The following is a 12,198-nucleotide window of genomic DNA, read 5'->3' as shown; positions in this document are numbered from 1 at the left end:
AAAGACCTGAAAAGGCGTATGCCCTTTCAGGTCTTTTCTTTTTGCTTTATTTTTTGGCTTGGTAGCTGCGCACTGCGTCATAAACACGCCGGGCGTTTTGGTCGTCGTGGTAGGCATAGAAGTGCGCCACCCGATCGGTGTAGGGCGCTTGCAACGCACAGTCTGCGTCCAGTGCGGCGCAAATGGCGGCCACGGTGCTGTCCAGGTCCGTACATACCGGGCCAAAGCCGTCTCGCCGGTAATCAAAGTACCCACGGTCGTACATTTGACCGGCAAAGAAAGTCTCTTCATCAAATTGGGTGTAAATCACCGGCTTTTGCAGGTAGCAAAAGTCAAAGAAGGTGCTGGAATAGTCGGTGACCAGCAGCGCACCTTCTGTAAACAGCTGATGGTAATCGGTGGGCGCGGCAATTTGGAACACATCGTTGCCGGTAAAGCAGCCGGTGTAGTCCTGCATCATTGGGTGCAGCAGGAACTTGCCGCTGTATCCCAGCTGCCGCATTTTTTGCAGCAGGGCAGGGTGGTGGATCAGACTGTTATAGAATCGGTAAAAGTCGGTCTGTGCCAGTAGCTCCTCTGCCTGCTCCGGGTTCCTTTGCAGTATATCCCGCACGGTCTTGCGCCAGGTGGGCATCAGCAGCACCTGCTTTTGCCGCCGGTCCTTGGCACTGACCAGTCGGTCAAAGCGAGGCAGACCGGTAAGGATCACTTGTGACGGCTCCAGTCCGTAATTGCTCTCTACGATGGATTTTTGCTCCGCCGGAGCAGAGGTGACAAACAGGTCGATTTTTTTATTGCGCTTTTGCAGCCAGTTGGATAGGTCGTTCATAGTGATCCCGTGCTGCAAAAAGACAAAGTCAAAGTGCATCAGATCCCGCAGATAGCGATTATCCCAAATGGTAAAGGCATTGAGGATAAAGTCGTTGGCCTGGGAGGACAGAATCACATCTGCCAGTAAAAAGGCCAGTTTATACCGCAGGGTGCCAAAATGCAGCACCCGCCCGTACCGGCCCATGCGCTTGTCGTCCGGACTGCCTTTATTGATCACAAAGGCATAGTCAATGTCCGCCGGCTGTTCGTTTGCCAAAAAACGGAAGAACGCTTCGCCGTTATCACCGGCTACTTCCTCCCGGTCGCTGACGATCCACAGGGACTTTTTTCGTCGGGACGCCAAAAACCAGTACAGCAGCCGCAGCCATACAATGTGCTTTTGCTTGTTGTGCCACAGCCACTTCAGATAGCGGCGTTCCAGTGCACGGTGGGTGGCTTTTTCATCCTTGGGCTTTTGAATCTTTAGCCCCTGGGGGGTTGCCAGCACCACATAGCCGTCAATCATACGGTAGGCGCTGTCGCATTGCTTGGTGGCTAGGAACCGCCGCCCGCCGTAGCCGGTGCCCACATCGCACTTGCTGTCTCCAAAGTACAGCCGGGGGCGCACCCAGCGGGTCTGCCCGGGGGTAAAGGCGCTGTCAAAGGGAATGTGCACAGAGAATTCATAGTGCCGGTAGCGCTCACCGAACATGGTCTCCTCACAGTCGTGGGGATAAATGCGCAGCTCCACCGGGTACTCTTTGCCGGCAAAGGCCAACACGAATTTAGTGGTGCAGCGGGCGTCTACGATCCATTTGCGGATCCGTCCCTCCACCAGCAGTTGATCGCCCCTGTGCTCCACATTGTAGATCTCGCAGTTGTTGGTATTCTTTTGAATATGGACTACCTTTTCACCCTTTAAGAACAGCTTTTTGTTCTTGGGGTTATAGGTTAGGTCGGTCAAAACGTCCTCTTGTCCATGCTTGAGTCGTAGCATGGCCTCTTTGCGGAAGATGCTGCGGTGTACCGGGTTGCGGAGAATACAGGCGTCCTCCACCGGTTGCAGTGCTTGGCGCAGCTGGTCCAAATAGGTTTGCCACTGGGCGTCGGTCAAGATCTCCGGCTGGCCGTAGCGCACCCGCCAGCCAATGTCGTACACCAGCAGGGACTGAATGTAGGGCACCACCTTGCCGTATAATTTTGTGGACAGGTCGATCAGCGGAAAGTAGAATTTCTCCACCGTCTCGCTGTAAAAGCGCTGGCTTTGTTCCTTGTTTTGAATGGCAGAGGAACCGGCCAGTCGGCGGCGGTAGTTCAACCGCGCCTCTCGCACGGCGGCATACCCGCCTGCACGGAGAATCTGGCTGTTTAGGTACAGGGCGTCCTCGCCAAGCGTCATGCCCTCCACAAATTGCAGTGCTTTGGCAAAGTCCGTGCGCAGCACCGAGGAGGTGATGTGCAGGTGCAGGGCATAGGTCTCCTCCGGGTCATTCAGGTCGATATAGCGGCTCTCTGCAAATTTGTAGTCCAGTGGGTGGAATGCGGTGGTGGCTTCAAAATAGCGCATACGGCCGCAGAATACCCGGGCTTTCGGACAGCTCTCGGCAAAGTGCAGAATCTGTTCAAACGCATCCGGTTCCCACTTGTCGTCCGAGTCTAAAAAGTTGATGTATTTCCCGGTGGCATATTGCAATCCGTTGTTGCGCGCGGCACTGACGCCCCGGTTCTCCTGCTCAATATACAGGATGTTTTCCGGATACAGATCCCGGTATTTTTCGCACACGGCACCGCTGTTGTCCGGCGAGCCGTCGTTGACTAAGATCATTTGAATATGCTTTTCAAACCCGATGGTCTGTTGCAAAACGGACTGAATGGTCTCCTCTACATAGTCCTCCACCTTGTAGACTGGTATCACCACGGAGAACAGAAAGTCGTTTTTCTTCTCTTTATTCATTTTTACCCCTTTTTCTTACCAAAATAGTTAAAAAAAGTATAACATATTCCTTGATTTTTGTAAAGACGGCACGATTGACGGCAGAGGCAAAAGGGCATATAATATTTTTTAGATATGAAGGGGGAGGCACGGTTATGGAATATAAGTATGAGCTACATTGCCACACCGGCGCCGTTAGTCGCTGTGGGCGGGTGGAGCCGGAAAAGATTGTGGAGATGTATGTGGAGGCCGGGTACACCGGCATTGTGGTTACGGACCATTACAGCCCCATGACCTTTCCTATTCACCGGCTGGCGTGCCCCCAAAAGGCGGCGGATTTTTACCTGTCCGGTTATCGGCGGATGCAAGCGGCGGCCCCGGAGGGCTTTACTGTGCTGCTGGGTATGGAGCTGCGCCACTACTGGACCGCTAACGACTACTTGATCTACGGCGTGACGGAGGCGTTTATCAAGAACGCCGGCAATTTGATGAATGTGTGGGAGCCGAGGATCAAAGCCCTGTGCGAGCAAAACGGCTTTCTCATTTACCAGGCGCACCCTTTCCGTGTGGGTATTCGCCGTACGGATCCGAAGAATATTGACGGGGTAGAGGTGTATAACGGCAAGACGGACGATCGGCGCAACGCCCAGGCGCTGGCGTGGGCCAAAGAGAACGGCAAGCTGATGGTCTCCGGCTCCGATTTTCACACCCCGGAGCATTTGGCAAGGGGCGGAATTATCACCAAAAAACCCATCCAAAATAATGCAGATTTATTAACAATTCTTAAAAATTCCGATTTCCGGCTGATAAATGTTGACTTATAAGCGGGAATTGGTATAATATCAAAAACGCTGCATACAGGTTATGCGGCGTTTTTTCTAAAAAACGTCTAATTTCAAGTAGGTGATTCTATGTATAAAATCGTTGCCAAGCAGGTGCTGAACCCGACTGTTGTGCGTATGGAAATTCAGGCGCCTTATGTGGCAAAGAAAGCCCAGGCCGGTCAGTTTGTGATCCTGCGGGTGGACGATCGGGGCGAGCGGATCCCCCTGACGGTGGCGGACTATAACCGCACAGCCGGTACGGTGACCATTATCTTCCAGCTGGTGGGCGCTACCACCAAGCAGCTGGCACGGCTGGAGGTGGGCGACAGCTTGCAGGACTTTGTAGGCCCTCTGGGCAATCCCACCAAGGTTACCGGCTACCGCAAGGTGGCTGTGGTTGGCGGCGGCGTGGGCTGCGCCATTGCGTACCCGGTGGCCAAGGCGCTGCACGAGAACGGCGCCCAGGTGCACAGCATTGTGGGCTTCCGTACCAAGGATCTGGTGATCTTGCAGCAGGAATTTGAGAAAGTCAGCGATCGGTATGTGCTCATGAGCGACGACGGCTCCGTAGGTGAAAAGGGGCTGGTGACCAATGCCCTGGAAAGCCTGATCCAAAGCGGTGAGCAATATGATTTGGTGATTGCCATCGGCCCGCTGGTGATGATGAAGTTTGTGTGCAAGACCACGGAGAAGTACGGGATCCACACCGTTGTGTCTATGAACCCCATTATGATCGACGGCACCGGTATGTGCGGCGGCTGCCGTCTGCTGGTGGGCGGTGAGACCAAGTTCGCCTGTGTGGACGGGCCGGAGTTTGACGGCCATTTGGTGGATTTTGACGCGGCTATGGAACGGGCTGCGCTGTATAAAGACTTTGAGCGGGAAGCGGACTGCAACCTGCTGCGACAGGAGGTGCAGGACTGATGAATCCCTTAAAGGCCAATGAAATGCCGCACCAGGAGCCACTGGTGCGCAACAAGAACTTTTTAGAGGTAGCCACCGGCTATGATGCGCAGACAGCCATGGACGAGGCGCTGCGCTGCCTGCACTGCAAGCACAAGCCCTGCATTTCCGGCTGCCCGGTGCAGATCCACATTCCGGATTTTATCGCCAAGGTGGCAGAGGGCGACTTTGAGGCCGCCTATCAGATCATCAGCGAAAGCAGCTCCCTGCCAGCAGTCTGCGGCCGGGTGTGTCCCCAGGAGCGCCAGTGCGAGAGTAAGTGCGTGCGGGGCATTAAGGGCGACGCGGTGAGCATCGGTCGTCTGGAGCGCTTTGTGGCAGACTGGCACAACAGCCACTGCAAAGTATGGCCCGCCGTACCGGAACAAAACGGGCACAAAGTAGCCGTGATCGGCAGTGGCCCCAGCGGATTGACCTGCGCCGGCGATCTGGCCCGGTTGGGTTATGATGTAACGGTGTTTGAAGCGCTGCATATTGCCGGCGGTGTGCTGGTGTACGGCATTCCGGAGTTCCGACTGCCCAAGAAGATTGTGGAGCTGGAAGTAAACGGCTTAAAGGCGCTGGGTGTGAAGATTGTTACCAATGTGGTGATCGGTCGCTCCATGAGCATTGACGATCTGTTTGATGATGGCTTTGAGGCGGTGTATATCGGCTCCGGTGCCGGTTTGCCCCGGTTTATGGGTATTCCCGGCGAGAGCCTGAAAGAAGTGTACTCTGCCAATGAGTACCTGACTCGGGTAAACCTGATGAAAGCGTATCAGCCCGGCAGCACCACCCCCATTTACCACGCCCGCAAGGTGGCCGTGGTAGGCGGCGGCAATGTGGCCATGGATGCGGCTCGCTCCGCCATTCGGCTGGGTGCGGAGGAAGTGTCTGTGCTCTACCGTCGCTCCTTTGAGGAGATCCCGGCCCGGCAGGAGGAGGTGCAGCACGCCCAGGAGGAGCAAATCCGGTTCCAAACCCTGACCAACCCGGTAGAGATTTTGGGCAGCGACGACGGCAATGTAACCGGCGTGCGGTGCATCCGGATGGAGCTGGGCGAGCCGGACGCCACCGGCAGACGCCGCCCGGTGCCGGTGCCGGACTCAGATTTTGTGATCGACGCGGACTGCGTGATTATGGCCATTGGTACTTCCCCCAACCCGCTGATCAAGTCCACCACCGGTGGGCTGGAGGTAAATGCCCGGGGCGGAATTGTGGCAGATGAAAACGGCTGCACCTCTCGGGACGGCGTATTCGCCGGGGGCGATACGGTTACCGGTGCCGCCACCGTGATTAAGGCCATGGGCGCCGGCAAAATCGCCGCCAAGTCCATTGACGCCTACATTCAAAACAGATAAACGCTCAGTGTGTAGAGAAGTCTAGTTATCAACACGCTGACAGACCGAGAGAAAGCGAGATAAATTTCGTTTTTTGCGAGCGGGTGCCGTACAGCGGTACTGCTCCCGAGTAAAAGACGAAAAGCGCCAAAAGCGGCTTGAACACCCAGTTCAAGCCGCTTTTTCAAATCAATAGCGATACCAAATACTCGCGGCAGGAGCAAGCCCCTGCCCTACGAAACATTTATTATATTCTTTATAACTGGCGCAGTTTAGCCGCTTTATCGACAGTCTGAGTGCCTGAGCTTTGGCTCAGGCACTGTTTGCATTTATGCGGCTTTTTTCTTCATTTTTGATAGAAACATGTGGACGATCTCTTTGTACTCTCTGGGGTTGAACAACAGGAAGAAAGCCAGCACATATCCCACTGCTCCGCATAGGGCAATGGCGATGAAGAAGTGACCCCAGCTGCCGTAGGTGAAAAGCCCCTTGGCAGCATACAGCACCACGCCGATGACGGCGGTGGCCAGCACATTGCGCAGCAGCGTGCCGTAGAAGAACAGACGCTTGCGGGCCAGTATTTTGGCCGCATAGTAGGGCTGGAATACGCCGTAGCGCAGAATGGTAAAGGCGGCGGTGCAGCAGGCCAGCACATTCAGGGTCAGGGCGTCGGCTTTGCCCAGGGGGAACACCACTAAGATATTGGCAATACCGGCGGCCAGCGCCACCAGAACCGGGGTACGCACCTTGTTGCAGGCGGTGTTGATCTGAATCAGCGGGAACGCCACGCAGCTAAACAGATACGGTATGGTGGTAATCACGGACACCGTCTGTACGATCTGCAATTCCGCCGGGGAATAGTTTTTCAGCCACAGGGCATAGAACTGGTAGCCAAAGACGATAAACCCGGCCACCGGGGTGGAGATAATAAAGCCCACCAGTCGCATGGAGCGCTTGGCCTCCTTGACCAGTCGATCATAGTCGCCCTGGGCGTACAGAATGGTGAATTTCGGCGAGAACACTTGGGCCAGTTGCTGCCCCAGTTGTAATATGTAATTGGGAATGGTCTTGGAGGATTGCAGATACCCGCCGGCAGCGGTGCCGATAAATCGGTTGGTCAGCAGGGAATTCAGCCCGGAGATCATCAGATCAGACAGGCTCTGCACGGAATTCCATACCCCGGAGCGCAGCACTTCGGACAGGGTTTTCCACTTGAATTTGCGCAGATTTAGTTTTAAGTCTGGCAGCAGCTTGCGCATTAAAATATAAGTGGCCACATTCATATAAGCGTTGCAAATGAGGGTGGTCAGCGCAATGAAGAAGATGCGCACATCAAACAAGGTGAAGATCAGAATGGTCAGCACCAGCTTGAGCACATAGGAGAACAGGTTGCGCAGGTAGTACAGATCCATCCGGTTCTTTACAAAGGTGCCGCTGTTAAAAACAGAGAAACAGATGCCAAAAATGTAGTTGATAAAGACGATGGCAAAGGTCAGCTTTACATCGAACATCAGCTCTTTGGGAATGGTGAGTATGTACTCCAGCTTCCAAACCATAAACACGGCGCAAAGCGTGATGGCACCGGCCAGGATCAGATTGGCACCCAAAATGGAATTTACATAAATATCTGCCTTTTCTTTATTGCCCCGGTGGTACTCGTAGCTGACGAACCGGCAGGACATACTGTTCAGTGCCAGAGTAAGGATGCCGGCATAATTGACAAAGTCGTAGGCAAGACCGATAAAGCCGTAAGCTTCGTTGCCCAGCTTCTCCAGTATATACGGAGTCAGTACAAAGCTGATCCCGGCATTGATCACAAAGGCTGCCAGGCTGGTAATCAGATTGATGGTGGTTTGTTTATTGTCGGACAGGGCTTTCACCGCGTATCGCCCCCCGTCTCTGTCGCCGCTTTGCGGGGTGGGTAGCAGTAAAGGTGGGCGTCGTACTCCGCCATGGACCAGGTGAAGATCAGCCCCAGCAGGCGCACCGTATCAAAAGGACACAGGGATACGCACAGACAGCCAAAAAACGCCGTCAGTCCCAGCATCAGCGCCTTGCGAGGATAATTTCGGCAGGTGAGCAGTCGCAGCACCAGGTATACCATACGCCCCAGAGACAGCGCCACCAGACCGATGCCCAGTACCCCGTAGTGGTAGAACATATTGCGAATACCCAGATCGTCCAGATAGGCGGTGCCGGAGGGCCCAAAGTAGATCCAGAAGTTTTCATACCGCTTGGGTGAGAGAAAGCCTAGACCAAAGATGGGCTGGTTCTTTGCCAAGCCGGAGAAGTATTTGGATGAGTACTGCCGTGCCAGAGTGGAGCCGCCATATTCTCTGGAAGTCTCTGTAAATGTGGCCAGGAACCGAGGAATCAAACCGGAGAAGTACAGCACTGCCAGCAAGATGATCGCCACGCAGACCATCACGATCTGCTTGTTTTTCGGTCGCTTTTTGCACAGGAAGATCACCAGTGCCGCCAGAAAAAAGGCAATCACATACATACGGGTCATACAGATATAGTAAAGGTAAAAAGCGGTAAAAAGCAACAGCCCTGTATAGATCATCTTGTGTTTCATCAGGGTGTCTTTTTGCAGCAGTTTGTAAAAATAATAGAGAAATAGCACACCGCACAGGGCAGGAATGCCGTAACGCAGGCGTCCGGAGCGCGTGATGTGACCCAGGTAGGGCATCAGATCCCGACCGGTAAAGTTATAGATCGCCGCACGCAGGGTGATAACCAGCATATAGGGGTAGGTGATCCAGCTCAGGGATTTTATCAGCCGATCATATCCGCCGTCCATTTGGAACACATAGAGGAACAGATAGATCAGCAGGAACATACCCAGGTAGTTGGACACATTGATAATGGATGTGATCTGTTGGGTATAATGCACCATACCGTAGATAAAATGGGCAAAATAAAATACTACCAAATAAAGGATAAAGACATTTAGGTAGTTGTAGTAGGGTTGTAGGGTACGGTAGATGTTTTTGTTGATATAGCAGTTCATGGCCAGCAGCGTAGCGATGAGCAAAAAGCCGATACGCATATAGCCGGTGTCTCGCAGGCCGGGAATATTCAGTAACACAAAGTAGCCGGTGTCCATGATGGTCATCAGCAACAGAAAGTAAGTATAAGGACTGGTGGAGACTTTAAGTTTCATTCGTTCGTTCCTTTTTCAGCAGGATTTTGCTTTTGCGCAGGTAGGTGCGGGCATCCGCCCATTTGTGCGCCTTGCCAAAGGTAAACAGCACTTCCAGACAGCGCACCCGGCGTACGGTGGCCAGTCGGTGTCGGCTCCAGTGCCGGTAGCGGTGGAGGAAGTATAACTCGGAGCGCAGGTTCTCCAATCGGGTAAATAGGTTTGCAGCACCACCGGCAGAGGCGCCGTGGCAGTGGAGCGCCGTGACCGTAGGATCAAACCACAGGGCAATGTTCTGTGCCTTGCACCGGGTAGAGAGTATGTACTCCTCATAATATAAAAAGGTATAAGGGTCAAAATCACCCAGCCGGTGAAAGACCGCTGTGTCTACGGCAAAGACCGCACCGGAGAGCCAGTAGACCTCTCCCGGGGCAGCGGGCTGGCGGCGCAGCGCCTGCAATTTGGCCTTGGGCACAAGATTGCGCAAATAAGTTTCCGTCCACAGGTATTCCCGGTAGGTGTAGGGGCGCAGCTTGACGCTGTTTTGCCGCTGTCCGTTGGGGTATTGCAGCCGAGGACCTACAATGGGGTGCCCTTCGGCGATGTCCGCGGCCAGCTGCTGCAAGGTGCCGGGCAAAAAGACAATATCGCTGTTGGTGATCACCGCAGCGGTGCAGCCGTCTTTGCGGGCGCGGGAAAGCATTTGGTTGTTGCCCCGGGCGTAGCCGGTGTTCTCCGCGCTTTCCATCCAGGTGATGCGGGGATGGTTTGGAAATTGGGCTTGTAGGCAGGCAATAGAGTCATTGCCGGAGCCGTTATCCAGCACATAGATATGGTAGTCCAGACCGTCTCCGGTATCCAGCACAGAGCGAATACAGTCGGCGGTAACCTGATATTTTTTGTAATTGAGAATGAGAATACCAATCATAGCTTATCTCGCAGTTTGGAAATTTTGCGGCACAGGGCCAGCAGTGGCGGACAATGCCGGATGGCACGCCGCAGACGCAGGGTGCGCCGCTTTTTCTCATTGCAGTGGGCAATGGCATAGGCTGCGCCCTTTTTGCCGTACAAGTTGTGGAATCGTCGGGCCGCGGGACTGCCTGGGGTGGGGTGGCGCAACTGATGATTTTTTTTGACTGCTTCCGCTGGGGTGCGCACGGTCGTTACCAGCGCCGGGGCGCAGGCGTTCAGCAGTGCTTGTCCTTTATCTGTATGGACTAAGATCAGGGACAGACCCTTTTTCAGCTCTGCGGCGGCATTTGGATAGGGCGTTTCCTCCCCAATGCCCCAAAAGTCGCCCAGAGTCAGGTCGGCCACCCGCTTTTCCGTGGCGTAGGGGCAGGTGTAGCAGCCGCTGCGGTACAGATAGCCCTCCATAAAGCCGTTATAGTACAGGCTGTTTTTCAAATTCATGCGGCGCAGCACGCCGCCGTCCCGGCCATAGGCTTTCATTACCCATCCGTCACCGTCACGGAAAGTCAGGCGGGCGATCGCTGCCGGGTTCAGTTCTGTTTGCAGGTAGGCATTTAAGGTATCTGTCTCCGGTACGCCGTGGCACACCAGATCACAGGTGGTCAGCCCCGGTGGGTCGCCGCCCAGGTAGGCGTACAGCCCTGCCACCTGGCAGGGGGTGCCGGTAAAGAGCACTTGCCGCCCGGCTTTCAGGTCCGATTGCACCTTGCGGTAGGCGCTGCCGGTGGCAGCGTGCACATATTTGCTGCCTTGTAGTCGGGACAGCTGTGCCGGTGCATCTACCCGCACCAGTTTTACCGTGGTGGGGGCGGTAAAGGCCGCACCGTAGGCACAGCCGCCGCTTTCCACCACTTGCCGCGCCAGCACAGCTGCCGCACCGCCGGAGGCGGAGCTTTGGCGCACCTGCGCTTCTACTGCGTAGGCAGCCAGCGCCGTGCGGCTTTCGCGCAGCACAGGCGGGTGAAGCACCGGGCAAATGCGGCTGCACTTGCCGCAGCGGGTGCAGCGGCTCTCGTCGATCACCGCCACCCGGTCACCGGCACGGTTCAGCGCCAGGGCAATACAGTCTGCCGGGCAGGCGCTTTGGCAGGCGCCGCAGCCGGTGCAGCGCTCTTCCGGGCAGATGGTCATCGGGCAGTCAGTCCTTCCTGTAAGAATGCGCGGCTCTCTGCCACGGCACGGTCCAGGAGGGCCGGATCCCGGTGCAGGGGCGCGGTGTGAATCTCTCCCGCCCGATCACAGGGCAGGTAACGCTCTGCCACACCTGCCGTTTGCAGTAAGGTGGCAATGCGGGGGTCTGTGTAGTAGGCGGCGCCTCGCTTGGCCTTCAGGGCATAAAAGGGGGTGCCAAAGCGCAGGGCAAATACGGTGCCGTGGAAAGAGGTGCTTAGCACCAGCTTGGCCCCTTTGACCAGCGCCAAAAAGTCGCCGGGAGTTTGGTGCCGCGCCAGGCGAAAGCCATAGGGCAGGGCACGGTAGGTTTTGTTGCCGGTAAAGAGAATGTACACCGGCAGGTGCAACCGTCGGGCGGTCTTCTGCACGGTGCGGCACACCTCCGGCGGATAATCAATGGAATAGAAAAACAGGTAATCACCCTGGGGCGCCGTGCCCAGAATGGGGGCAAAGTCCTGTGCCGCAGGCAGCAGGGTAGGGTCCAGCACCACCTTTGGGGTGCGGCCGGTCAACTGTTCAATCACTGTCACGCTTTCCTGCTCCCGCACAGACACAGCGGCAAAGTCCGCCAGCAGACCTTTTAAGTCTATATCGGCAAATGCGGCAGCAGTGGCGCTGCGCAGGCTGGGGGCGTAGCTGATTTTTTGTGCCGCAAAGTCCGGGGCAAAAAAGTGGGTGGAAAAATCCAGAGATCCGGGGTTCCAAATCTGGTCGGAGCCGCAGACCACCGCCCGGTAGTCCGCCCGATGGGCGGCAAAATCCGCCTCGGTTTGTATGGGCGCGCTCTTGGGCAGAGCACCGATAAAGTCCCGAAAGGCCGCCTTGCGCCGTAGCAGATAGGGCAGCAGCAAACAGGCCCGCAGGTTTTTGGCGATATTTTTAACGGATTTAGGCGGCAGAAACAGGGCGTACAGGTCCTGCTGCGCGCGGTTGGAATAGTCGATCAGTTCCGCTTGGCGGCCGGGCAGGGTATTGATCTGTTGACATAGTGCCCAGGCTTGGAGCACGGAGCCGTAATTTTCACTTCGATGAAAGGTTAAAATTCCGATTTTGTCCATA

At 55.4% G+C, this 12,198-nt stretch carries 9 protein-coding genes; 3 read left to right on the top strand and 6 right to left on the bottom strand.

Annotated elements, in window-relative coordinates; all coding sequences use genetic code 11:
• Positions 1 to 46: 46 nt before the first annotated feature.
• Positions 47 to 2,764 carry a bifunctional glycosyltransferase family 2 protein/CDP-glycerol:glycerophosphate glycerophosphotransferase gene (locus OGM59_06660; GenBank protein UYI90384.1) on the bottom strand — a complete coding sequence of 906 codons (2,718 nt, stop codon included), beginning with the start codon at positions 2,762 to 2,764 and terminating at the stop codon, positions 47 to 49.
• Positions 2,765 to 2,898: 134 nt separating this feature from the next.
• Here OGM59_06660 and OGM59_06655 point away from each other — a divergent pair, with 134 nt between their 5' ends.
• The 3 genes from OGM59_06655 (at position 2,899) to gltA (ending at position 5,870) form a co-directional block, all read left to right on the top strand.
• On the top strand, positions 2,899 to 3,567 hold the full coding sequence (locus tag OGM59_06655; GenBank protein ID UYI90383.1) for a PHP domain-containing protein: 669 nt from the start codon (positions 2,899 to 2,901) through the stop codon (positions 3,565 to 3,567).
• A gap of 87 nt (positions 3,568 to 3,654) precedes the next feature.
• Positions 3,655 to 4,491 (top strand): sulfide/dihydroorotate dehydrogenase-like FAD/NAD-binding protein, encoded by an 837-nt coding sequence (locus tag OGM59_06650; protein ID UYI90382.1) that lies wholly within the window; start codon positions 3,655 to 3,657, stop codon positions 4,489 to 4,491.
• Positions 4,491 to 5,870 carry an NADPH-dependent glutamate synthase gene (gene gltA / locus OGM59_06645; protein ID UYI90381.1) on the top strand — a complete coding sequence of 460 codons (1,380 nt, stop codon included), beginning with the start codon at positions 4,491 to 4,493 and terminating at the stop codon, positions 5,868 to 5,870. Before OGM59_06650 ends, gltA begins: the two co-directional genes overlap by 1 nt.
• Before the next feature lie 308 nt (positions 5,871 to 6,178).
• Here gltA and OGM59_06640 read toward each other — a convergent pair whose 3' ends face one another.
• Genes OGM59_06640 through OGM59_06620 form a run of 5 tightly spaced genes read right to left on the bottom strand, consistent with a single transcriptional unit; the run spans position 6,179 to position 12,197 of the window.
• The gene (locus OGM59_06640; protein ID UYI90380.1) at positions 6,179 to 7,729 is read right to left on the bottom strand and encodes an MATE family efflux transporter; all 1,551 of its coding nucleotides are present in this window, start codon (positions 7,727 to 7,729) and stop codon (positions 6,179 to 6,181) included.
• Positions 7,726 to 9,015, bottom strand: a complete 1,290-nt coding sequence (locus OGM59_06635) for an O-antigen ligase family protein (protein ID UYI90379.1) — start codon at positions 9,013 to 9,015, stop codon at positions 7,726 to 7,728. Before OGM59_06635 ends, OGM59_06640 begins: the two co-directional genes overlap by 4 nt.
• A complete protein-coding gene (locus OGM59_06630; protein ID UYI90378.1) occupies positions 9,005 to 9,922 on the bottom strand; it encodes a glycosyltransferase family 2 protein in 918 nt (305 codons plus the stop codon). Before OGM59_06630 ends, OGM59_06635 begins: the two co-directional genes overlap by 11 nt.
• Positions 9,919 to 11,097, bottom strand: coding sequence for a Coenzyme F420 hydrogenase/dehydrogenase, beta subunit C-terminal domain (locus tag OGM59_06625; protein UYI90377.1), 1,179 nt, complete (start codon positions 11,095 to 11,097; stop codon positions 9,919 to 9,921). The genes OGM59_06630 and OGM59_06625 overlap by 4 nt, the downstream gene beginning before the upstream one ends.
• Complete coding sequence (locus OGM59_06620; protein UYI90376.1) at positions 11,094 to 12,197, bottom strand: polysaccharide pyruvyl transferase family protein; 1,104 nt, start codon at positions 12,195 to 12,197, stop codon at positions 11,094 to 11,096. The genes OGM59_06625 and OGM59_06620 overlap by 4 nt, the downstream gene beginning before the upstream one ends.
• Position 12,198 lies beyond the last annotated feature (1 nt).

It is taken from the genome of Oscillospiraceae bacterium (assembly GCA_025757685.1).
GTDB lineage: Bacteria > Bacillota > Clostridia > Oscillospirales > Acutalibacteraceae > CAG-217.
This window is presented reverse-complemented; position numbering and strand designations above follow the sequence as displayed.